This window comes from Oscillibacter acetigenes, assembly GCF_025567605.1.
GTDB classification, from domain to species: Bacteria; Bacillota; Clostridia; order Oscillospirales; family Oscillospiraceae; genus Oscillibacter; species Oscillibacter welbionis.
In genome coordinates this window covers 61,472-84,724 of record NZ_JAOQKG010000005.1, presented here as the reverse complement: position 1 = coordinate 84,724, position 23,253 = coordinate 61,472, and the positions used below count along the sequence as shown (strand labels likewise).

The following is a 23,253-nucleotide window of genomic DNA, read 5'->3' as shown; positions in this document are numbered from 1 at the left end:
CCGGCGCGGCCTTGCCAGAGAAGAAGGAGAAGAGAATTATGCAGAACGAACATTTGAGAAATGTCGCCATCATCGCCCACGTCGACCACGGCAAAACCACGCTGGTGGACGAGATGCTGAAGCAGGGCGGCGTCTACCGGGAGAATCAGGAGGTGGTGGACCGGGTCATGGACTCCGGCGACCTGGAGCGGGAGCGGGGCATCACCATCCTGGCCAAGAACACCGCCATCCGGTACAAGGACACCAAGATCAACATCGTGGATACCCCGGGCCACGCCGACTTCGGCGGCGAGGTGGAGCGCATCCTGAAGATGGTCAACGGCGTCATCCTGCTGGTGGACGCCGCCGAGGGCCCCATGCCCCAGACCCGCTTCGTGCTCTCCAAGGCCCTGGAGCTGGGCCACCGGGTCATTGTGGTGGTCAACAAGATCGACCGGCCCGACCAGCGGATCCACGAGGTGGTGGATGAGGTGCTGGAGCTGCTGATGGACCTGGATGCCACCCCGGAACAGTTGGATTCCCCCATGCTGTTCTGCTCCGGCCGCAACGGCACCGCCTCCTACTCCCCCGACGTGCCGGGCACGGACCTCAAGCCCCTGTTTGAGACCATTCTGGAGTATATCCCCGCCCCGGAGGCAGATGTGGACCAGCCCTTCCAGATGCTGGTCAGCTCCATCGACTACAACGACTTCGTGGGCCGGATCGCCATCGGCCGCATCGAGCGGGGCACCTTGAAGCAGAACCAGGACATCGTCGTGTGCAACTACCACGACCCGGAGGCTGTGCTCCGTAAGGCGAGAGCCACCGCCATCTACGAGTTCGAGGGCCTTGCCCGGAATCCGGTGACCGAGTCCACCGCCGGCAACATCATCGCCATGAGCGGCATTCCCGACATCACCATCGGCGACACCATCTGCGTCCCGGACTGCGTGGAGGCGTTGCCCTTCGTGAAGATCAGCGCCCCCACCCTGGAGATGACCTTCTCCGTCAACGACTCCCCCTTTGCCGGCAAGGAGGGCAAGTTCGTCACCTCCCGCCAGCTGCGGGACCGGCTGTACCGGGAGACGTTGAAGGACGTGTCCCTGCGTGTGACCGACACGGACAAGGAGACTGCCTTCAACGTGGCGGGCCGGGGCGAGATGTCCCTCTCCATCCTCATTGAGACCATGCGCCGGGAGGGGTATGAGTTCCAGGTTTCCCCCGCCCGCGTGCTGTACCAGGAGATCGACGGCGTCAAGTGCGAACCCATCGAGCGGCTGGTGGTGGACGTGCCCGGCGACTGTGTGGGCGCGGTCATCGAGAAGCTGGGTGCCCGCAAGGCGGATCTGGTGGAGATGACTCCCGTGGGCGAGCGGATGAAGATCGAGTTCCTGATTCCCGCCCGGGGCCTCTTCGGCTACCGCAGCGATTTCCTGACGGACACCAAGGGCGAGGGCATCATGGCCAGCGTGTTCGACTCCTACGCCCCCTACAAGGGCGACATCTCCCGCCGGGGCACCGGCTCCATGATCTCCTTTGAGACCGGCGAGTCCGTCACCTACGGCCTGTTCAACGCCCAGGAGCGGGGCACCCTGTTCATCGGGCCCGGCGTGCCGGTGTACGGCGGCATGGTGATCGGCGTCAGCCCCCGGAGCGAGGACATCACCGTCAACATCTGCAAGAAGAAGCAGCTGACCAACATGCGGGCCAGCGGCTCCGACGAGGCGCTGCGGCTGGTGCCCCCCAAGCAGATGAGCCTGGAGCAGTGTCTGGAGTTCCTGGCGGACGACGAGCTGCTGGAGGTCACCCCCAAGAGCCTGCGGATGCGCAAGGCCATTCTGGACCACGAGAAGCGCATGAAGGCGCTGCATGGCAAGAAGTAAACCGGCCATTGCATGGGCCCTGGCCCCCGGGAGGGGGCCGGGGCCTGTTCGTTTGCCGCCCGGGCAGGAGGCGGGGGCTGTTGGGAAAGACCGCGCCGCATCCGCAGGGGGGCGATGATCCCGGCGGCCCGGAGGTGGACTGCCCCGCGGGGGAAACCAGCCGCTCCGGGATGCCGGGCCCCGCAGGCTCGGGTACAGCGCCCTCCGCGGCGCCTCAAAAATATTTGTTAAAAATTCTGCCTTGGACGGGAACTTTTTCCCGCTGCCCTGCGTCAGTACAGGCAAACGGAGCAGATGCTCCCCCGAAAGCATTGGAAAGGATGAACGAGAATGAAAAAACGGATTCTGCAATGCCTGTCCCTGATCCTCTGCGCCGCCATGCTGGCGATCCCCGCCGCGGCCGCGGAGACCGCTGACGAAGAAGCGCCCGCCCGCCTGGGCCCCGCGGCCTATTGGGGCACTGTCACCTGGATGGATGAGGACACCTTCCTGCTGGACAGCGGGAAGGAGGACGGCCTGGGCGACGCGGTGGTGGTCCACGTGGGGGATGCCCCCTACCTGGACGCCGTCACCGGCAACACCCTGAACCTGGAGACGCTGGAGGACGGGGACGCCGTCTATGCCTGGGTTGGCCCCGCCATGGCGCTGAGCCTGCCGCCCCAGTCCACGGCCAGCCTGATCGTGGGCAACATCCCCGCCGACTACGCCGTGCCCCAGTACTATGAGATCACCAGCTCCACCGTTACGGAGGAGTCCGCGGTGCTGCATGTGGCGGGCAGCAATGACACGATCACCGTGCCCGCCTCTGCAAAGCTGACGCCCTACCTGACGAAGAACATTGTCACCCTGGCCGATCTGCGTCCCGGCGCCCGCATCCTGGTGTGGTCCGATTCCAAGGGCACGCCGGAGAAGGTGCTGGTGTTCGCCTACGGCTATCGGGGCTATATCAGCGTGGCGGAGGACGGCGTCGTGTCCGTCAACGGCCAGTCCACGACTCAGAAGGCCAAGACCACCGCTGACGGCGACACCCTGCTGCCCATCCGGGCGGTGGCGGAGGCCCTGGGCATGAGCGTCCGCTGGGACGCGAAGCAGGGCGCCGTGGTCTCCTATGGCGATGACATGGTGAAGCCTGCCCCCCTGACCACGGAGACGCTGATGACCGCCATGCCCGGCGGCGCCATCGCCGCGGTGAACAGCGACGGCACCACGGAGGAGGTCTACGGCACCTGCGTGAAGGAGGCCGGTGTCACCTATGTCTCCCGCTCCGCGCTGGCCCAGGCGCTGGACCTGTATCTGGCGGACTGAGTCCGGCACAACAGAAAAACCGCGTATCAGATCCCCGGAGGAAATTTCCACCGGGGATCTGTAACGTTTCGGGGGCGCTGTGCGTTAATTTGGTGAAGGGAGGGAGGACCGTGGACTTTGAGATTCTCTATCGCCTGTATTTCCGGGATGTCTACCGTTATGTCCGGGGACTCTCTCGGGACGAACATCTGGCGGAGGAGATCGCCCAGGAGACCTTTGCCCGGGCCCTGGGAGCGGTGGACCGGTTCGACGGCCGGGGAGACGTCCGGGCGTGGCTGTTCACCATCGCCAGAAATGTCTGGGTGGACCATTGCCGCCGGCACCGGCGGGAGACGGAGCTGCCGGGGGAGGATCTGCCCGGCGGCGGAGACTTTGCCGGGGCGCTGGAGGACCGGGAGGAGGTCTTGGCCCTCCACAGAATTCTCCACACCCTGCCGGAGCCCTATAAAGAGGTGTTCGGCCTGCGGGTGTTCGGGGAGCTGCCCTTCCGGGCCATCGGACAGGTCTTCGGAAAGACGGAGGGCTGGGCCCGTGTGACCTACTACCGGGCCAAAAGCCGGATCTTGAGACAATGGGAGGCGGAGCGAGATGAAAGTGAGCTGTGACGTGATCCGGGACCTGCTGCCCCTGTATACTGACCAGGCGGCCAGTGCCGACACGGTCGCCCTGGTGGAGGAGCACCTGGCGTCCTGTCCCGCCTGCCGGGAGGAGCTGGGGCGCTTGGGGACAGCCCTGCCGGCGGAGCCGGAGGGGGTGGAGCCCCTGCGGCGCTTCAAGCGGCGGTGGCGGCGGAGGCAGGTCCTCATCGCCGTGACGGCGGCAGTGGTGACGGCGGCGGTGGCGGGGGGGATCTTCCTGACCTGCTTCTGGGGCCGCCGCGTGGCGGCGGGGGATGTGGAGGTCTCTCTGGAACTGCAATGGTCAGGCCTCACTTCCGGGGAGGATTCCGGAGGAGACGGGAGCCGGGGAGAGCTGGAACAGGGGAACTGGAGCGGCGTGATACATGTCTGCTCATCGCATGAGAAGAACCTGCGGTCCAGAATAGAGCCTTTTTCAGAGACAGACGAAAATGGAGTCATCGTTCGGGCGGGCTATGTCATAGACATGTGGGAGGTGCCGGACCGGGCTCCCAGTGGCTCGGGCTCGATCACCGCCGGCTATGGCTATCCCAATGAGGCGGGGCCGATCCCAGAGGACTTTGATATCGTCTTTATTGTCCGCTACCGGGATGGAGAAGTCACTTACTCCGTCCGGGAGATGGGACTACTGGACCCGGCGGGGTGAGAAAAACTTGCGGGAGCAGAATGGCGGCGGGGCTTGTCCACGCCGCTGTTTCCCGTTATAATGGAGGCAACGATTTTTCGATCAGGGGGAATTGGACCATGAACACCCGCATCGAACACGACACCATGGGCGAGATTGCTGTCCCGGCGGAGCATCACTGGGGCGCCCAGACCCAGCGGAGCCTGGAAAACTTCAAGATCGGCGGCCAGCGCCAGCCGCAGGAGATCATCACCGCCTTTGCCTATTTGAAGGAGGCCTGTGCCCAGGCCAACGCGGACTGCGGCAAGCTGACGGCGGAGCAGGCCGGGGCCATCGCCGCCGTGTGCGCCGAGATCCGGGCGGGGAGGTGGAATGACGAGTTCCCCCTGGTGGTGTGGCAGACCGGCAGCGGCACCCAGACCAACATGAACGTCAACGAGGTCATTGCCCACCTAGCTGCGGACCGGGGGATGCGGCTTCACCCCAATGACCACGTGAATGCCTCCCAGTCCAGCAACGACACGTTCCCCTCCGCTCTCCACATCGCGGCGGCCCTGAGCGTCACGGAGCAGGTGCTGCCAGCGGCGGAGCGGCTGGCAGGGGCCTTCCGGAGGCTGGAGGAGGCCTATCCGGACCTGATCCGCATTGGCCGGACCCACCTGCAGGACGCCACGCCCCTGAAATTCGCCCAGGAGGTCTCCGGCTGGCGGGAGCTGGTGGAGGCCCCCTGCCGGATGCTGCGCACCGCCCTGCCGGAGCTGACCAAACTGGCCATCGGCGGCACCGCCGTGGGCACCGGCCTCAACGCCCCCAAGGGGTACGACGAGATGGTGTGCGGGCGGCTTCGGGCCATGACCGGGGTGGACTTCACCCCGGATGCCAACAAATTCCACGCACTGACCAGCAAGGATGCCCTGGTGTTCGCCCACGGGGCGCTGAAGGCCCTGGCCGCCAACCTCATGAAGATCGCCAACGACATCCGGTTCGAGGCCAGCGGTCCCCGGTGCGGCATGGGAGAGCTGAACATCCCGGAGAATGAGCCCGGCAGCTCCATCATGCCCGGCAAGGTGAACCCAACCCAGTGCGAGGCCGTCACCATGGCGGCCGTGCAGGTGATGGGGAACGACGCGGCCATCGGCTTTGCCGCCAGCCAGGGAAACTTCCAGCTGAATGTGTTTCTGCCGGTGAGCGCCTATAACTTTCTGCTCTCCGCCCGGCTGCTGGGGGATGTGTGCGATTCCTTCCGGGTCCACTGCGTGGAGGGCATCACCCCTAATGTGGAGCGGATGACGGCCAACCTGCACAACTCCCTGATGCTGGTGACCTGCCTGACGCCGAGGATCGGCTACGAGGCAGCGGCGGCGTGCGCCAAGAAGGCCCTTCACGACGGCACTACCCTGAAAGAGGCGGTGCTGGCCCTGGGGTATCTGACGGGGCCGGAATTCGACGAGACGGTACGGCCGGAGAAAATGGTATAAGAGAAGAGTATCCCGCCGGGGACGAAAAGATTCGCTCCCGGTGGGATACTCTGCGTTTCCGGGACGTTTACCGGACGGGGGGGATGCGCCCCCAAGAGAGAAGAGGAGGCGAGCGCGTTGCTTTCCATGCTGCTGGCTATGCTGGAGACGGAGGAGGACCGGGAAAGGTTTTTGAAGCTCCATGGGACCTATGAGAAGAAGCTATACGCCGTGGCGGTCCGTGTTCTGGGGGACCGGACCGCGGCGGAGGACGCGGTGCAGCAGACTTGGCTGCAGCTCATCCGGCGGTGGGACCGGGTGAGCGGCCTGGCCTGGAGCGAGACGGAGGGATATCTAGTGACCGCTGTGAAGAACGCGGCGGTGGACATGCTGCGGAAGGAGCGGTGGGAGGAAGCTCTGCCGGAGGACTGGGATCCGCCCGCTCCGGAGACGGGGGAGACGGACTACCGCTATCTGGTGAGCCTGATCCGGGCGCTGCCGGAGAGCTACCGGCGGGTGCTGGAGCTGAAGTGCGTGGAGGAGGAGAGCAACCGGGAGATCGCCCGGCGGCTGGGGCTGAAGGAGTCCACCGTGGCCACCCGCGTCCTGCGGGGGCGGACCATGCTGGCGGCGGCGCTGGAGAAGGAGGGGTACGTCCATGGATGAGCGGATGCTGCGCCATGCCCTGATGGAGGCCAACCTGGAGCGGTTCCGGGACGTGCTGGACGCGGCGGAGGAACCGGACTGGTCCCACCGGTATTTGAGAAACCGGACGCGGCTGCTGGCGGATCCCTTCGGCTGGGCGAAGCGGATGGCCCGGCCGGTGTGGAAGCGGGCGGCCCGGACAGCGGCCTGCGTGCTATTGGCATGCCTGGTGACCCTGGGGGGCCTGATGGCGGTGAGCCCCGCCGTCCGGGCGGCGGTGTTGGGGTGGTTCCATCAGGTGCAGGAGGATCTGGTGACCTTTATCAACCCGAAGCGGACCGTGGCAGAGGATCCGCCCGGCGGCTGGCGGCTGTCGGAGATCCCGGAGGGCTTTGTGCTGACGGACGTGAGTCCCAAGGAGAGCTCGGGCTATTGGAGGTACTATGAGCCGGGGACCGGCGCATGGCTGTGGTTTGCCGTCTACACGCCGGAGGCGGGAGAGGTAGCTACCAATGTGGACGGAGCCTCGGACGCGGGGGAAAACCACACCACCGTCACTGTGCAGGGGTACCAGGCAGACCTCTTCCAGTCGGAGGGGACAATCCTGCTGACCTGGCAGAACGAGGCGGGATACCTCTTTATGCTGCGGGCCACGGATTTTGGCGACACCGAGACCCTGCTGTCCATGGCGGAAGGCGTGGTGCCTTACGAGGGACCCGGTGTGGCCTGGGAGATGGGCTGGGTGCCGGAGGGCTATGAACCCATGTACCGGGATGAAGGCGCTGGAGCCGTCCAGCAGGTGTGGGTCAGGGACGGGACAACACTGACCTGGCAGTATGTCACTGACCCCATCTGCCCCTTCGAGACCCCGGAGGGGGAGCCGGAGGAGATCGACCTGCGGGGCGTCACCGGCTGGTACTGGACGGCGGAGGAGGAGCCGGAGGAGAGCGATGGCCCCACCATTACTGTGAATGGGGAGGAGATTCAGGCGGAGGGCTCCTCCGTCACCGTAGGCGGCGTCACCATCATCACCGGCGGCTCCCCGGACACAGAGGAGACCGGCACTCTGATCTGGACGGACCCGGACACCAACACGACCTTCTTCCTGGAGGGGGCCCTGGACCGCTTTGACCTGCGGGACATGGCTGTCCGTACGGAGGAGACGGAGCCGCAGCTCTCACCTCCCACGAAGAGAGCGCAGTCGATCACCGGCACTGCCGGCGGTGGGAAGTGAAACAGTCAGACTCCACAGAAAGAGACGAGATCTTTGTGATTTTTGACAAAGATAGAAAAGTCCGTGGATACGTCCTGCCCACGGCACGTTCAACTAATAGAACGGCCGGGGGCCTGTCCCCCGGAAACACACGGAGACAGAAAGGAAGGAGTTCCATGAAAAGACGAGTCCTATCATTCCTGGCCGGCGCGGCCGCGGCGTTGGCGCTGACGGCCCTGACCGCCACCGCTCTGGCGGCCTCCGGGCAGGTGCAGTTCAACTTCGCTGGGGTGGCTCTGAACGGCGAGACAAAGATCGCCGCCGGCAGCGACATCACCGCCCCCAACGGCCAGCGGGTCCCCGGCTCCATCCTCTATGTGGATGAGGCTGGCGGCAAGACCAACTACCTGCCCATCCGGACCATCAGCGAGCTGCTGGGGGTGAAGGTGGGCTACGACTCCGCCACCCGCACGGTGCTGCTGGGGGAGCAGACCGAGCCGGCCTCCGCAGCCGTCGCTTCAGGGCTCTACTGGCACAGGGAGACCGATGAGGACGGCGTCACATACGCCAGCGAGGACCCTGGGATCGACTACACCGAAGCCCCTGGCTACGCGCTGACAAAGCTGCCGGAGGGCTGGGAGCTGGAGTCCGTGCGGGCCGGAATGGGCGGCAGAGGGAATCTGAGCTACTGGAATGGCGGCGGGCGCATCTCCTTCTCCTGTGCCTATCCCGACGGCGGGAGCTATGGCTGGAGCCCCGGCAGCGGGGAGATCCCCTGCCGCACCGTCACCGTGAACGGCCATGACGCGGCGCTCTACACCTACAGCAGCGAATACGGCGACAGCTGCCTGCTGGTGTGGGAGGACGAAGCGGGGGTGCTGTTCTGGTTCACCGGGTCGGACGTGGACCCGGACACGCTGGTGGAGGCCGCCTCCTCCGTGGAGCCCACATCAAAGACTGCGCCCGCTTGTGAGGCTGACTGGCTGCCCGGCGGCTACAGCTGGTTTGAAACCAACGCCTCCGGCGGCGCGGCGGAGACTACCTGGGTCGGCCAGGGCGGCAATATCACCCTGACCTGCTCTGCCACCCCCTTGCTGATGCCGGAGGGAGATGGAGAGACCGTGCGCTTCGGCGGTGTGACCGCCAGGTTCTGGGAGGCGGAGAAGCCTCACGAGGCGGAGACGGATGCGTGGGAGCCTGAGACGGTGGGCGGCGTGATTATCTCGTCTGGCACCATCTCCGGCCCCCAGGCAGCGGATGTGGCCACCCTGGCCTGGACGGACGGCGGCCTGAACTTCCGCCTCCACGGCACTGTGGATCAGGAGAATCTGCTCCATGTGGCGGAGAGCCTGCGGATCAAGTGAAGATCGGACGGCACTCATAAAAGCAGCCCCGGCGTGCAAAGCACGCCGGGGCTTTTCTGTCAGCAGCTCTGGCCGCAGCTACAGGTGAAGCGGGTCGTGACATACCGCCGCAAAAAGCAGAGGATGCCGCCTGCCATCAGGGCCAGGAAGGCGCAGCAAAGCGCCGCGCCGATGTGGAGCCCCACGCCGGAGGCGGTGGAGAGGGCGGTAATCAGCGCCGTCAGCAGCGCCCCCAGGGCGCCCACAGCGGAGGCCTCCCCGCAGCAGAGCCAGGCGTCCGCCAGGGCCGGCGTGCGGTCTGCCAGCAGGCCGCCCAGCAGATAGGCCAGCAGGCCGCCAAGACCGGCGGCAGCGGTGGCCGCGAAAAAGAACAGAGCCGTGGGCGTGGCGGCCGTCAGGGTCAGCACGTCCGTGCGCAGCAGGGCGAACACCAGGCCGCCCACAGCCAGGGACCCCAGCACCAGGGTCAGAAGATAACAGAAGCAGCGTTTCATAGGACCAGCCTTTCTATCAAAACGCGCAGGTCCGCCCGGCGGGGCGACCGCCCCGCAGTCCAGCCTATGCGCTGGGTGCGGAGATTGTGTGAGCGAGTGTATATATTCATATTTTTTTGAATATCGAAATAAATATACGGTTTTCTAAGACGTTCATCGAAATTTTATGCAAAAATGCGCGGAAGAAGCTGGAAATGTTGTGCAAAATGATGCTTGAATAAATATGCGTGAAAGATGTATAATCCAAACATCATCAATCAAAACTCCACGGAGGGAATTCATTATGGATCAGAAAAACATCAAGAAGATCGTGCTGGCCTATTCCGGCGGACTGGATACATCCATCATCATCCCCTGGCTGAAGGAACACTACAACAACCCCGAGATCATCGCCGTATCCGGTGACGTAGGCCAGAACGACGAGCTGGAGGGGCTGGAGGAGAAGGCCATCAAGACCGGCGCCAGCAAGCTGTACATCGCGGACCTCACCGACGAGATGGTGGACGAGGTCATCATCCCCTCCCTGAAGATGGGCGCCAGCTATGAGCAGTATCTGCTGGGCACGGCCTTTGCAAGACCCATCATTGCCAAGAAGCTGGTGGAGATCGCCAAGGCGGAGGGCGCCGACGCCATCGCCCACGGCTGCACCGGCAAGGGCAACGACCAGGTGCGGTTTGAGCTGGCCATCAAGCGGTTCGCCCCGGATATGCCCATCATCGCCCCCTGGCGGGAGTGGGACATCAAGGGCCGTGACGAGGAGATCGACTACGCCGAGGCCCACAACGTACCCCTGAAGATCAGCCGGGAGACCAACTACTCCAAGGACAAGAACCTATGGCACCTGAGCCACGAGGGCCTGGACCTGGAGGACCCGGCCAACGAGCCCCAGTATGAGAAGCCCGGCTTCCTGGAGATGAGCGTCAGCCCCATCGCTGCCCCCGACAAGCCCACCTACGTGACCATCGACTTTGAAAAGGGCGTGCCCGTGGCGGTGGACGGGGAGAAGATGAAGGCCAGCGACGTGATCCGCAAGCTGAACAAGCTGGGCGGCGAGAACGGCATCGGCCTGCTGGACATCGTGGAGAACCGGCTGGTGGGCATGAAGGACCGGGGCGTGTACGAGACCCCCGGCGGCACCATCCTCTACAAGGCCCACCAGTGCCTGGAGATGATTACCATCGACAAGGATACCGCCCACATGAAGAGCAAGCTGGCGGTGGACTTCGCGGACCTGGTGTACAACGGCAAGTGGTTCACCCCCCTGCGGGAGGCCCTCAGCGCCTTCGCTGACAAGACCCAGGAGCACGTCACCGGCAGCGTGAAGCTGAAGCTGTATAAGGGCAACATGATAACGGCCTCTATCACCTCGCCCGAGTCTCTGTACTCCGAGGAACTGGTGACCTTCAACGAGAGCAGCTATGACCAGACCAACGCCACCGGCTTCATCAACCTGTGGGGCCTGCCCGACACAGTGCTGGCACTGCGGGAGCAGGGGAAGCTCTGAGAGATTTCGGAGGGGAGCGGGCTCCCCTCCGAGCCGCCCCACCACCAGTCCTCAGACTGGTGAACGCTGCCCAGGGCGGCTGGGGCAAAGTATTTTCGGCAGGTACACGCCCTGCCGAAAATGTTTTCAATATGCCCGGCGGGGAGAGGCAAGACCATTACAAGACCACAGGGGCGGGGCGGAGAGGCTTCTTCGCCCTGCGTCTGCCATGAAAGGAACAACAGCTTATGAAACTCTGGGGCGGACGCTTTCAAAAAGACACCGACCTGCTGGTGAATGAACTCAACGCCTCCATCAGCTTTGACCAGCGGCTGTACAGGGAGGACATTACCGGCTCCATGGCCCACGCCGCCATGCTGGCGGACTGCGGCATCATCTCCAAAGAGGACGCCGCCGCCATCACCAGCGGTCTGGAGGACATTCTGGCAGACATCGAGGCGGGGAAGGCGGCATTCACCGCCGACAACGAGGACATCCACATGAACGTGGAGGCCCTGCTCACCGCCCGGATCGGCGACGCGGGGAAGCGGCTCCACACTGCCCGCAGCCGCAATGACCAGGTGGCCCTGGACTTCCGGATGTATGTCCGGGAGCAGATCCCCGTCATCGTGGGGCAGCTGCTGGAGCTGGAGACGGTCCTCTGCCGTCAGGCGAAGAAGCACCAGACCGCCGTGATGCCCGGCTACACCCATCTCCAGCGGGCGCAGCCCATCTCCTTTGCCCAGCATCTGATGGCCTATGCCGCCATGTTCCGCCGGGACGTGACCCGGCTGGAGGACTGCGGGGCCCGGCTGGACGAGTGTCCCCTGGGATCCGGCGCCCTGGCGGGCACAACCTATCCCATCGACCGGTGGGAGACGGCAAAGGCCCTGGGCTTCGCCGCACCCATGGGCAACTCCCTGGACGGCGTCAGCGACCGGGACTACGCGCTGGAGCTTTTGAGCGGCCTGTCCATTTTGATGATGCACCTGAGCCGCTTCGCCGAGGAGGTCATCCTCTGGTGCAGCTGGGAGTTCAAGTTCATCGAGCTGGACGACGCCTATGCCACTGGCTCCTCCATCATGCCCCAGAAGAAGAACCCGGACGTGGCGGAGCTGGTCCGGGGCAAGACGGGCCGGGTCTACGGCGACCTGATGAGCCTGCTGACCGTCATGAAGGGCCTGCCTCTGGCATACAACAAGGACATGCAGGAGGACAAGGAGCCGGTGTTCGACGCCGTGGACACGGTGGAGATGTGCCTGCCGGTGTTCGCCGCCATGCTGGACACCATGACCGTCCGGACGGACAATATGCGGAAGGCCGCCGGCCACGGCTTCATCAACGCCACCGACTGCGCCGACTACCTGACGAAAAAGGGGATGCCCTTCCGGGACGCCTACACCGTCACCGGCCATCTGGTGGCCCAGTGCACGGCCCGGGGCAAGACATTGGAGGAACTGACGCTGGAGGAGCTGAAGGCTGTCTCCGAGCTCTTCGAGGCGGACGTGTATGACGCGCTGAACCTGGAGAACTGTATGGCCCTGCGGAGCAGCTACGGCGGCCCGGCGGTGGCGGAGACCGCAAGGCAGATCGGGGAGATCGAACAGTTCATTCAGAAGATCAAAGAGAACAGATAAAAGGATAAAAGATAGGCAGATCCGGTAATATCTCTTATCCCTTATCTTCACTGGGGTGATGATATGAAACCAAAGGTCTACATCGACGGAAAGGACGGCACCACCGGCCTGCAAATCTATGACCGGCTGGCGGCGCGGGACGACATCGGCCTGCTGCTGATCGACGAGGCGAAGCGGAAGGACCCGGGCGAACGGAAACGGCTGATGGCGGAAGCGGACATCGTGTTTTTGTGCCTGCCGGACGCGGCGGCTGTGGAGGCCGTGGCCCTGGCGGAGGGCTCCGGCGCCCGGATGATCGACGCATCCACCGCCCACCGGACGGCGCCGGGCTGGGTCTACGGCTTCCCGGAGCTGCGGCCCGGCCAGCGGGAGGCCATCGCGGGGGCCCGATATGTGGCCAACCCCGGCTGCCACGCCACGGGGTTCATCTCCATTGTCGCGCCGCTGGTTCAGGCGGGGCTGCTGTCCGCGGACGCGGACCTGTGCTGCTTCTCCCTCACCGGCTACTCCGGCGGCGGGAAGAAAATGATCGCCCAGTACGAGGCGGCGGAGAAGGCAGAGAGCCTTTACAGCCCCGGCCTCTACGGCCTGACCCAGGCCCACAAGCACCTGCCGGAGATGCAGAAGCTCTGCGGCCTGAAAAAGCCCCCGGTGTTCACGCCCATCGTGGATGACTACTACAAGGGCATGGCTGCCACAGTGCCCCTGCACAGGAGTCAGCTGACGGGGGAGGCCACCCTCCATCAGGTGTGGCAGGCGCTGGCGGACCACTACGCCGGGGAAAAGCTGGTCCATGTGGCCCCGGAGGGGAGCGCGGACGCAGGATCCAAGCTGTACGGCAACGCCAGAGCCGGGGACAACGGCCTGACCCTGGTGGCGGCGGGAAATGACGAGCGATTCACCATCACCGCCCTGTTCGATAACCTGGGGAAAGGGGCCTCCGGCGCGGCGGTGCAGAACATGAACATTATGCTGGGATTTGAGGAGACCGCTGGACTGCTGTGAGGCAAAAGTGAAGAAAAGAGATAAGGGATAGGCGCGCCCTGATTTTGGCGGGGGAGAGATGTCCCTTATCTGTTGAAGAGAGGATGATACGATGCTGAACTTCATCACCGGCGGCGTGTGCGCCGCCCAGGGCTTCCGGGCCGGGGGCATCCACGTGGGGGTCAAGACCCACGCGGCCTGGAAAAAGGACGTGGCGCTGATCGTGTCCGACGAGGACTGCGCCTGCGCCGCCGTGTATACGAAAAACGCCGTGAAGGCCGCCCACATCCATGTGGACAAGCGCCATCTGGCGGACGGAAAGGCCCGGGCTGCCGTTATCAACAGCGGCAACGCCAACGCCTGCGCCCCCATGGGAGAGGAAAACGCGGAGCGGGTCTGCGCGGCGGCAGGCAAGGCCCTGGGCTGCCGGCCGGAGGATGTGGTGGTAGCCGCCACCGGCGTCATCGGTCAGACGCTGAACGTGGCGGTCATCGAGCAGGGGATGCCGGAGCTGTGCGCGGCGGCGGCCCACACGGCGGCGGGCAGCGACGCGGCCGCCCACGCCATCATGACCACGGACACCGTCAAGAAGGAGCTGGCAGTGGAGACCGTTATCGGCGGCAAGACCGTCCGGATGGGCGGCATCGCCAAGGGTTCCGGCATGATCCACCCCAACATGGGCACCATGCTGTGCTTCCTGACCACCGACTGCGCCATCTCCTCGGAGATGATCAAGTCCGCCCTGCTGGAGACCGTTCAGGCCAGCTTCAACCGCATCAGCGTGGACGGAGACACCTCCACCAACGACACGTGCTGCGTCCTGGCCAACGGCTTGGCGGGGAACCCTGTCATCACGGAGAAGGGGCCGGATTACGACGCCTTTGTGGAGGCCCTGCGCGCCCTGTGTGTGGAGCTGGCGAAAAAGATGGCCTCCGACGGGGAGGGCGCTACCCACCTCATCACCTGCACCGTCACCGGAGCCGGGAGCGAGCAGAGTGCTGAGACCGTCGCCAAATCCGTGATCGGCTCCGCCCTCACCAAGGCGGCCATCTTCGGTGCGGACGCCAACTGGGGCCGGGTGCTGTGCGCCATGGGCTATTCCGGGGAGGACTTCAATCCGGACAAGGTGGATGTGGCCTTCCAGAGTCAGGCGGGCAGCGTCCAGGTGTGCGCTAAGGGCCGGGGGCTGGATTTTGATGAAGATCTGGCCAAGAGGGTCCTGACGGAGCACGATGTCACCATTGCCATCACCATGGGCGAGGGAGATAGCAGCTGCACCTGCTGGGGGTGCGACCTCACCTATGAGTATGTGAAGATCAACGGGGATTACCGGACGTAAACCGGGATGCCCGATAGTGCCCTTGCGGGGAGCGGAGATGGGCCGCTGTCCGGCGGCCTATCCGCACCCCGTAGCGGGTGCATCTGTCCAGTCATCATAGCTGCCATTCCCGCGTCCCATGGGACACCTCCTCCCCCTCCGGCGGAATCCCGCCGATTTTCAAGAAAAGAGTTGATGTTACGATGTCCTCCCACGCACAGCAAGCGCGGACGCTTGTGGAAGCCCTGCCCTATATCCAGAAATTCACCGGCAAGACCATCGTGGTCAAGTACGGCGGCAACGCCATGGTGTCCGACGAACTCCGCCGGGCTGTCATGTGCGACATCATCCTGCTGTCCCTGGTTGGCATTCGGGTGGTGGTGGTCCACGGCGGCGGGCCGGAGATCAGCGAGATGCTGAAGAAGCTCGGCCACGAAAGCCGGTTTGTGGACGGCCTGCGCTATACCGACGCCGAGACCATGGACGTGGTCCAGTCCGTCCTCTGCGGCAAGGTCAACAAGAATCTGGTGGCCCAGCTGAACCGTCTGGGGGGCCAGGCCATCGGCCTGTGCGGCATGGATGGGCAGCTGTTCCAGGCGGAGCAGCTGGACGAGAAGTACGGCCTGGTGGGAAAGATCACGGGTGTGAATCCGGAGCCGGTGGAAAACGCCCTGCTCAGCGGCTATATCCCCGTGGTGTCCACCGTGGCCCAGGGCGTGGACGCGGACACCGCCTACAACATCAACGCGGATACCGCCGCCTCCAAGCTGGCAGCCGCCATGGGGGCGGAGAAGCTGATCCTGCTGACGGACGTGCGGGGCCTGCTGCGCAATCCCAGGGACGAGGAGACGCTGATCCACGTGGTCCACACCTACGATGTGCCGGGCCTGGTGGCCCAGGGCATCATCTCCGGGGGCATGATCCCCAAGATGGAGTGCTGTGTGGACGCCATCGCCGGCGGCGTGGAGCGGGTCCACATCCTGGACGGACGCATTCCCCATTCCATTCTCATTGAGCTCCTCAGTGATGAGGGCATCGGCACCATGTTGAAAAAGGAGGACTGATCCCATGACCAGCCAAGAGATCAAGGCCCTGACCGGGCAGTACATCATGAACACTTACGGCCGCTTCCCGGTGGCCATCGACCATGGACAGGGCGCCACGCTCTACGACCCCGAGGGCAACGCCTACATCGACTTCACCAGCGGCATCGGCGTCAGCGATCTGGGCTATGGTTGTCAGCCCTGGGTGGACGCCATCGCCAAGCAGGCGGGGAAGATCGGCCACACCTCCAACCTGTTCTACACTGAGCCACCGGCCCGGCTGGCGGAGATCCTCTGCAAGCGGACCGGCATGAGCAGCGTATTCTTCGCCAACGGCGGCGGCGAGGCCAACGAGGGCATGATTAAGCTGGCGAGAAAGTACAGCTTCGACAAGTACGGCAGGGGCCGTGCCGCCATCGTCACTCTGAACAACTCCTTCCACGGCCGCACCATCACCACCCTGACGGCCACCGGCCAGGACGTGTTCCACAACTATTTCTTCCCCTTCACCGAGGGGTTCCGGTATGCCGACGCCAACGACCTTGCCTCCCTGGAGGCCGCGGCGGGGGACGACGTGTGTGCCGTCATGATGGAGCTGGTCCAGGGCGAGGGCGGCGTGCTGCCCCTGGACCGTGACTATGTGAAGGCCGTTGCCAGACTGTGCGCGGAGAAGGACTGCCTGCTGCTGGTGGACGAGGTCCAGACCGGCGTAGGGCGGACGGGCAGCCTCTTCGCCTTCCAGCAGTACGGCATTTTGCCGGACGTGGCGTCCTTCGCCAAGGGCATTGCCGGGGGACTGCCCATGAGCGGCATTCTGGCCAATGAGAAATGCCGGGACGTGCTGGGCCCCGGCACTCACGCCACCACCTTCGGCGCCAATCCGGTGTGCGCTGCCGCCGGTCTGGTGGTGCAGGAGACGCTGACGGACGCGTTTCTGGAGGACGTCCGGGCCAAGGGCACGTATCTGCGTAACCAGATCGAGGCGCTGGACCTGCCCTGCTTCGGCGCCACCCGGGGCATGGGGCTGATGATCGGCATCCAGGTGAAGGACGGCTGGACCAATAAGGAGATCGCAAGCAAGCTGATCGAAAACGGCCTGCTGGTGCTGACCGCCGGACCGGGTATGCGGCTGCTGCCGCCTCTTGTGATCTCCCAAGAGGAGATGGACCAGGGGCTGGAGATCCTGAAAAAGACGCTCTCCTGAATCTGTCTTTTTCGCTCCGGCCGGGGACCTGCTGCGCCCCGCCGTGACTCCGGCACTTACACGAACACCCGCTATAACTCTAACACTAACACTAACTATAACACTAACTATAACCCTAACTATAACCGGAGAATTTTACACAATTTTCCCGGACTAAATGATAAAAGCGCCCATGGCGGGACAGAGAGGAGACACCCATGGAAAACCACACCCATTTTTTAAAGCTCCTGGACTTTACCCCGGCGGAGATCCAGCAGTTCCTGGACACCGCAGCAGATCTGAAGGCCAAAAAGAAGGCCGGCATTCCCCACCGGTATCTGGAGGGGAAGAACGTGGCTCTGATCTTCGAAAAAACCTCCACCCGGACCCGGTGCGCCTTTGAGGTGGCCTGCCAGGACTTAGGCATGGGTTCCACCTACCTGGGTCCCACTGGCAGCCAAATCGGTGTGAAGGAGTCCATCGCCGACACCGCCCGGGTGCTGGGCCGGATGTACGACGGCATCGAGTACCGGGGCTTCGGACAGGAAATTGTGGAGGAGCTGGCAAACTACGCTGGGGTGCCGGTGTTCAACGGCCTCACCAATGAGTTCCACCCCACCCAGATCCTGGCAGACTTCCTGACCATCCAGGAGCACTTCGGGAGACTCAAGGGCATCAAGCTGGTGTATCTGGGGGACGCCCGGTTCAATATGGGCAATAGTCTGATGGTGGGCTGCGCCAAGATGGGGATGCACTTTGTGGCCTGCGCCCCAAAGGCGTACATGCCGGACCAGAAGCTGATCGATACCTGCTTACGTCTCGCCGCCGAGACCGGCGCGGTGCTGGAGTTCATCGAAGACCCCATGGAAGCTGTCAAGAACGCCGACGTGCTGTACACGGACGTTTGGGTCTCCATGGGGGAGCCGATGGAGGTCTGGCAGGAGCGCATTGCCGCCCTGGCGCCCTATCAGGTGACAAAGGCCCTGATGGACAACGCCGGGCCCCAGTGCAGGTTCATGCACTGCCTGCCCGCCTACCATGACCACAAGACCAAGGTGGGGAAAGAGATGGGCGAGAAGTTCGGACGGGAGGCCATGGAGGTCACCGACGAGGTGTTCGAGTCCCCGGCCTCCATCGTCTTTGACGAGGCGGAGAACCGGATGCACACCATCAAGGCCGTCATGTATGAGCTGATGAAGTAAGAGAACGGAAAATCGCCCCGGAGCGAGAGCTCCGGGGCGCTGTTATGCGTCGTCAAAGCAGATCCCCCGGCTGCCAGTCGGCGGGCAGATCCTGCGGGGTTTGGACGTTCCCGCTCTGGTCGAGCCTGTAAGCGCACAGAATGGTCCATGTGGTCTGGCCGTGGTCATCGGTGATGCAGACGGCGGCTGTCAGGGTTTCCCCGGGCAGGAGTTCACAGGTGAAGGTGTAATCCGTCCAGTTATACATTTCCACAAACCCGGCCTCTGCCCACAGATCCAAGGCCTCCGGAACGGGGACGGACGATTCCGGGACTGTCTCCTGATTTCGGTAGAAGCAGATCTCCACCTGAGACGGGGAGGGGCTGAAATGGGTGTTGCCTCCATGAGAGATGGAAAGGGACAACCCGCCCAGCGTGAGTTTCTTGCTGGTCTGCGGCCAGGAATCGCTCTGGAAATCTCTCCACTGGTTGGCCCAGTCGGTTTGGCTGAACCCACCCCACACATCCAGCCGGAAATTTCCGGGCAGACAGTCGTACAAGGTTTCCATCTGGTCGGCGGCAGTGACGCCATCCGTGGTGAGGGATGCGGAGAGAAGGATTTCCTGATCCATGGGAAGGGTCCAATTCTGAGCGGTGAAGGTTCCGTTTTTCCCAGAGGCCTCCGCAGAAAACTGCCGGCCGTCCGAGAGAAGGGCGGTGAAGAGGGCGGTGGTGTTGTCCTGCCAGCTTTTGGCCTGGGCCGACACCTGAAGGGTCACAGTCCCCGCTGCCAGGTCGTAGTCCGTAACCCGCGCCTGGGAAACCGCAAAAAGATTGGAATCCTCATCCAGGAGATCCCGGATCTGCCCGGCAAGTGCCCCAATCTGGCCGCTGACGCTGCTCTCGATACCGTACACCTGAGACTGGACTTGATCCAGGCGGCTGCCAAGGGCGGAAAGGCCGCTGCCCAAAGCCAGCGCCGCCGTCAAAGCCGCGCCGCAAATCCCGGCGCTTACGGCGATTTTTTTCTTCCGGCTCCACCTGGGGTTCTGGACGACCTGGGCCGCGTCAAGATATTTTTTTGCGATGGCCTCCACTGCCGCCAGCTCCCGGTCGGTCAGCTCCCCCGCCGGGGCGGTGCCCTCCACGCCTTCACCGGGGGCTTCCGGGGCATCTTTTTCGGAACGGTCCTCCGCCGCTTCCGGCTCTACTCCCAGCAGGGCGCCGATGGTGACGCCAAAGATCCGGCTCATGGCGATCAGGTTCTCCAGTTCCGGCACGGCGGCGTCCGCCTCCCACTTGCTCACCGCCTGGCGGCTGACGCCCAGCCGCTCCCCCAGGGATTCCTGAGAGAGGCCGGCGGCCTTTCGGGCCTCCTGGATGCGGCGGCCCAGGGTCTGCTGCTCCCGCATGGTATCAACTCCTTTGCCCTCACCATACCAGAGAGCGGGAAAAAGCGCAACCACCGGCGGGTTTCCCGGATGTCAACCACGGGTTGCGGATGGGAAAAAGAAAATAATTTCCCCTGAATCTCCTGAAAAAACAAATAAAAAATCTCTGCTTGACAACAATTTTTTATTGTTCTATGGTAAGGGCAGAGCTGCCGGCGGCTCCTGACAGAACTGGAAGGAGCGAATACACATGAATCATTTGACCTTGCGGGGCACCCACCGGGAGATGGGCTTTCAGTGGGGCGCCCGGCTGGCGGAGCGCGGCCTGCGCCTGCTGGACCATGTGCCCTTTCCCCTGGAGGCGGAGCGGCGGGCCTTTGCGGCTGCCTGCCACCCGGCGTATGCGCGCCATTTCCCCGCCGCCCTGGAGGAGCTGGAGGGGCTGGCGGCGGGGCAGAACTGCCGGCAGGAGGACTTGGAGACGGTCCTCTTCACCACCTACGCCCTGCCGCCCGCCTGCGGCTGTTCCTGCCTGGCGGTGTCCAACGGGAACGGGGTGTTCTTCGGACGGAACAGCGACTTTCTGACGGCGCTGGAGCCGGACTACACCCATGTGACATACGGATTTTCCGACAGGGCGATCCCCTTTACAGGGAACACCACCTCGTTTGTGCAGATGGAGGACGCCGTCAACGCCCGGGGACTGGCCATCGGGCTCACCTCTGTCTACACGCCCAGGCCCCGGCCGGGTCTGAACGCCGGCATGGTTCTGCGGCTGCTGGCAGAGACCTGCGCCGCCGTGCCGGAGGCCCTGGACCGCCTGCGGGCGCTGCCCCTGGCCTCCTGCCAGACGCTGACGCTGGCGGATGCCGCCGGGGACATTGCTGTGGCGGAGTGCAGCCCGGAGGGGATGCGGGTGGAGCGTCCCGGCCCGGCGGGACCCTTCGTCTGCGCCGCGAATCTCTTTCACTCGGATCTGGCGGTCCCGCTGCCGCCGGGGCTGGACTCCTGGCGGGCGGCGGAGCGGTACGACACGATGCGCCGGGTGCTGGAGCGGGAGGGGGAGACGCTGGCTCTTTCCGGCGTCCAGGCCCTGCTGGCGGGGCGAAAGGGCTTTCTCTGCCAGTATGACCGGGCTGCGGGGCGGGACACCGTCTGGTCCGCGGCCTGCGACCTGACCCGGCGGCGCTGCCTGCTGGCGGAGGGCAACCCGGGGCGGACGGCCTTCCGGGAGATTCCCTTCCCAGTGGAGCGGGGGGACAGCCGCCCTTGACACCCGCCGCCCGGCTGCATACAATAGAACGGAATCTGACAAAAAGGAGGGGCTGATATGGAGCGTTCCGCTGGCATCCTGCTGCCGGTGTTCTCCCTGCCGGGGCCTTACGGCATCGGCTCCCTGGGCCGGGAGGCCCGGGCCTTTGCCGAATTTCTCCACAACGCCGGGCAGAGGTGGTGGCAGGTGCTGCCGGTGGGGCCCACCGGAGCGGGGAACTCCCCCTACACCAGCGAGTCCACCTTCGCCGGGAACCCGCTGCTCATCGACCTGGAGGACCTGCGGGACCGGGGCCTGCTGACGGAGGCGGAGTTGTCCGCCGCCCGGGTGCCGGAGGGAGCGCCCATCGACTACGCCGCCCTCTATGAGAGCCGGGAGCCCCTGCTGCGGCGGGCCTTCTCCCGGCTGGGCGGCGCGGAGGCCCAGTCCGTGCGGGACTTTGCCGCCGCCAATCCCTGGCTGGGGGAGTACGCCCTGTACCGGGCGCTCAAGGCCCGCTTCGGCCAGACGGCCTGGTTCGACTGGCCGGACAAGGACCTCCTGAACCACGACCCGGCGGCGCTGGCGGCCGCCCGGCAGGAGCTGGCGGAGGATATCGCTTTTCACCAGGCGGTGCAGTTCTGGTTCTTCTCCCAGTGGAAGGCCCTGAAGGACCACGCCAACGGCCTGGGGGTGCGGATCATCGGGGATCTGCCCATCTATGTGTCCCTGGACAGCGCCGACGTGTGGAGCGAGCGGAGGGAGTTCCTGCTGGACAAGGCGGGGCGGCCCAGCCGGGTGGCGGGCGTGCCGCCGGACTACTTCTCGGAGGAGGGCCAGCTGTGGGGCAACCCCCTGTACGACTGGGCGGCCCAGAAGCGGGACGGCTTCGGCTGGTGGATCAGAAGGGTGGAGGGCGCCTCCCGCCTGTTCGACGCCATCCGCATTGACCATTTCCGGGCCTTTGAGCGGTACTGGTCCATCCCCGCCGGGGCGGAGACCGCCAAGGAAGGGCAGTGGGAGCCGGGCCCCGGCATGGACCTGCTGCGGGTCCTGACCGGCTGGTTCCCCCACATCACTTATATTGCTGAGGACCTGGGGCTTCTCACGCCGGAGGTCCACCAGCTCCGGGAGGCGGCGGGCCTGCCGGGCATGAAGGTGCTGGAATTCGCCTTTTCAGGCCCCGGCAACGAGTATCTGCCCCACAACTACGGCAGCCGCCGGTGCGTCTGCTACACCGGCACCCACGACAACGACACCGCCCTGGGCTGGTACGACCACGCAGGGGAAGCGGAGCGGGCTTTCGCGGAGCGGTATCTGGGGGCCTCCGGCCGGGAGAATGTCCGGCAGGCGCTGCTGCGGTGCGGCATGGGCAGCACGGCGGAGCTGTTCGTGGCCCAGATGCAGGACTACCTGGCCCTGGGCAGCGAGGGGCGGATCAACGTCCCCGGCGTGGCGGCGGGCAACTGGCGCTGGCGGATGGCCCCCGGCGCGGCCGCGGCCGGGCTGGCGGCGGACATCCGGCGGCTGACGGAGGTCTACGGACGGTAAAGCAAAAGAACCCCCAGATGGGGGTTCTTTTATCATTCTGTGGCATTGTAAAAGTCTGCCAGCAGATCCCGCTCGGACACCTGAAGGACCTGACACAGGCAGGCCAGCTCATAATCCTTGACAAACCGGCGGTTTCTCTCAATTTTGCTGATAAGAGGCTGGTTAATGTCCACGCCCAGCAGCTGCAGCTGGGCGGCCAATTCCTCCTGGGAGAACCCGCGCTCCTTCCGAAGCTGTCGGAGGCGTTTGGCAATGAGATTGGACTCGGCGTTGTAATAGGACTTGTTCATGTTTTACACCAACACGATATATTTTCTTGACTATATCATGCCTGGTGATTTATAATTATTTCGTCCTGTTATAATGCGAGGAGGGAATCAAAATGAATTCTATCAGCGACAGGGAACTGTTGGAAAACCGGGACCGGGTGGAACAGCTCCGGTTTACCGCGTCAGTAGTGGGGGAGCTGATTGCACGGAATCAAATCGAATTGGTGCTGGGTAGCGATGCTGCGTGGAAAATGATTCGGGAACTGGCGGAGGAGCGCTGCTTCCAGGCCCTGCGGGAAATCCGGAATGTTCTGGACGACAGCGGTCTCACGGACCCGGAATGCTTTGCGGAAATCGAA

Annotated in this window: 21 protein-coding genes; 18 read left to right on the top strand and 3 right to left on the bottom strand. The window is 64.3% G+C overall.

The window, feature by feature from the left end; all coding sequences use genetic code 11:
* Positions 1-38 precede the first annotated feature (38 nt).
* The 8 genes from typA to OCV80_RS11195 all read left to right on the top strand — a co-directional run bounded on the left by typA (position 39) and on the right by OCV80_RS11195 (position 9,109).
* A complete protein-coding gene (gene typA, locus OCV80_RS11230) occupies positions 39-1,862 on the top strand; it encodes a translational GTPase TypA (RefSeq protein WP_036631354.1) in 1,824 nt (607 codons plus the stop codon).
* Between the two features lie 330 nt (positions 1,863-2,192).
* On the top strand, positions 2,193-3,167 hold the full coding sequence (locus OCV80_RS11225; protein WP_025545501.1) for a stalk domain-containing protein: 975 nt from the start codon (positions 2,193-2,195) through the stop codon (positions 3,165-3,167).
* 110 nt (positions 3,168-3,277) lie between these two features.
* Positions 3,278-3,772 carry an RNA polymerase sigma factor gene (locus OCV80_RS11220; RefSeq protein ID WP_119310472.1) on the top strand — a complete coding sequence of 165 codons (495 nt, stop codon included), beginning with the start codon at positions 3,278-3,280 and terminating at the stop codon, positions 3,770-3,772.
* Positions 3,756-4,451, top strand: a complete 696-nt coding sequence (locus OCV80_RS11215) for a zf-HC2 domain-containing protein (protein ID WP_119310473.1) — start codon at positions 3,756-3,758, stop codon at positions 4,449-4,451. Before OCV80_RS11220 ends, OCV80_RS11215 begins: the two co-directional genes overlap by 17 nt.
* A gap of 98 nt (positions 4,452-4,549) precedes the next feature.
* Entirely contained in the window at positions 4,550-5,908 is a 1,359-nt protein-coding gene (fumC, locus tag OCV80_RS11210; protein WP_025545503.1) for a class II fumarate hydratase, read from the top strand.
* A 126-nt stretch (positions 5,909-6,034) separates the two neighbouring features.
* Positions 6,035-6,553, top strand: a complete 519-nt coding sequence (locus OCV80_RS11205) for an RNA polymerase sigma factor (RefSeq protein WP_249390911.1) — start codon at positions 6,035-6,037, stop codon at positions 6,551-6,553.
* The gene (locus tag OCV80_RS11200; protein ID WP_119310476.1) at positions 6,546-7,766 is read left to right on the top strand and encodes a DUF4367 domain-containing protein; all 1,221 of its coding nucleotides are present in this window, start codon (positions 6,546-6,548) and stop codon (positions 7,764-7,766) included. The genes OCV80_RS11205 and OCV80_RS11200 overlap by 8 nt, the downstream gene beginning before the upstream one ends.
* A 155-nt stretch (positions 7,767-7,921) precedes the next feature.
* Positions 7,922-9,109 carry a hypothetical protein gene (locus OCV80_RS11195; RefSeq protein WP_136891428.1) on the top strand — a complete coding sequence of 396 codons (1,188 nt, stop codon included), beginning with the start codon at positions 7,922-7,924 and terminating at the stop codon, positions 9,107-9,109.
* 59 nt (positions 9,110-9,168) lie between these two features.
* On the opposite strand, the gene OCV80_RS11190 is transcribed toward OCV80_RS11195, so the two are convergent.
* Positions 9,169-9,603 (bottom strand): hypothetical protein, encoded by a 435-nt coding sequence (locus OCV80_RS11190; RefSeq protein WP_021747917.1) that lies wholly within the window; start codon positions 9,601-9,603, stop codon positions 9,169-9,171.
* 283 nt (positions 9,604-9,886) lie between these two features.
* Between OCV80_RS11190 and OCV80_RS11185 the strand changes: the two genes are divergently transcribed.
* The 7 genes from OCV80_RS11185 to argF all read left to right on the top strand — a co-directional run bounded on the left by OCV80_RS11185 (position 9,887) and on the right by argF (position 18,453).
* Positions 9,887-11,107, top strand: coding sequence for an argininosuccinate synthase (locus OCV80_RS11185; protein ID WP_021747915.1), 1,221 nt, complete (start codon positions 9,887-9,889; stop codon positions 11,105-11,107).
* A gap of 227 nt (positions 11,108-11,334) precedes the next feature.
* A complete protein-coding gene (gene argH, locus OCV80_RS11180) occupies positions 11,335-12,723 on the top strand; it encodes an argininosuccinate lyase (RefSeq protein WP_119310478.1) in 1,389 nt (462 codons plus the stop codon).
* 63 nt (positions 12,724-12,786) lie between these two features.
* Positions 12,787-13,728: an N-acetyl-gamma-glutamyl-phosphate reductase gene (argC, locus tag OCV80_RS11175; RefSeq protein WP_119310479.1), complete on the top strand. Its 942-nt coding sequence runs from the start codon at positions 12,787-12,789 to the stop codon at positions 13,726-13,728.
* A gap of 91 nt (positions 13,729-13,819) precedes the next feature.
* Complete coding sequence (argJ, locus tag OCV80_RS11170; protein WP_021747911.1) at positions 13,820-15,046, top strand: bifunctional glutamate N-acetyltransferase/amino-acid acetyltransferase ArgJ; 1,227 nt, start codon at positions 13,820-13,822, stop codon at positions 15,044-15,046.
* A gap of 182 nt (positions 15,047-15,228) precedes the next feature.
* Positions 15,229-16,089, top strand: a complete 861-nt coding sequence (argB, locus tag OCV80_RS11165; RefSeq protein WP_021747910.1) for an acetylglutamate kinase — start codon at positions 15,229-15,231, stop codon at positions 16,087-16,089.
* A gap of 4 nt (positions 16,090-16,093) precedes the next feature.
* The gene (locus OCV80_RS11160; RefSeq protein WP_267288408.1) at positions 16,094-17,272 is read left to right on the top strand and encodes an aspartate aminotransferase family protein; all 1,179 of its coding nucleotides are present in this window, start codon (positions 16,094-16,096) and stop codon (positions 17,270-17,272) included.
* A 197-nt stretch (positions 17,273-17,469) separates the two neighbouring features.
* A complete protein-coding gene (gene argF / locus OCV80_RS11155; protein ID WP_267288407.1) occupies positions 17,470-18,453 on the top strand; it encodes an ornithine carbamoyltransferase in 984 nt (327 codons plus the stop codon).
* A gap of 52 nt (positions 18,454-18,505) precedes the next feature.
* Here the strand turns inward: argF and OCV80_RS11150 are convergent, their stop codons facing one another.
* A complete protein-coding gene (locus tag OCV80_RS11150; protein WP_051320028.1) occupies positions 18,506-19,843 on the bottom strand; it encodes a helix-turn-helix domain-containing protein in 1,338 nt (445 codons plus the stop codon).
* Positions 19,844-20,072: 229 nt separating this feature from the next.
* Between OCV80_RS11150 and OCV80_RS11145 the strand changes: the two genes are divergently transcribed.
* Together OCV80_RS11145 and malQ are read left to right on the top strand one after the other, a co-directional pair.
* Positions 20,073-21,095 carry a C45 family autoproteolytic acyltransferase/hydolase gene (locus OCV80_RS11145; RefSeq protein WP_136891432.1) on the top strand — a complete coding sequence of 341 codons (1,023 nt, stop codon included), beginning with the start codon at positions 20,073-20,075 and terminating at the stop codon, positions 21,093-21,095.
* 57 nt (positions 21,096-21,152) lie between these two features.
* Complete coding sequence (gene malQ, locus OCV80_RS11140; RefSeq protein ID WP_267288406.1) at positions 21,153-22,625, top strand: 4-alpha-glucanotransferase; 1,473 nt, start codon at positions 21,153-21,155, stop codon at positions 22,623-22,625.
* Between the two features lie 32 nt (positions 22,626-22,657).
* On the opposite strand, the gene OCV80_RS11135 is transcribed toward malQ, so the two are convergent.
* Positions 22,658-22,915, bottom strand: a complete 258-nt coding sequence (locus tag OCV80_RS11135) for a helix-turn-helix domain-containing protein (RefSeq protein ID WP_119310484.1) — start codon at positions 22,913-22,915, stop codon at positions 22,658-22,660.
* Between the two features lie 92 nt (positions 22,916-23,007).
* On the opposite strand from OCV80_RS11135, the gene OCV80_RS11130 reads away from it, so the two are divergent.
* Positions 23,008-23,253: hypothetical protein (locus tag OCV80_RS11130; protein ID WP_267288405.1), on the top strand; the 246-nt coding region annotated here is incomplete at its 3' end.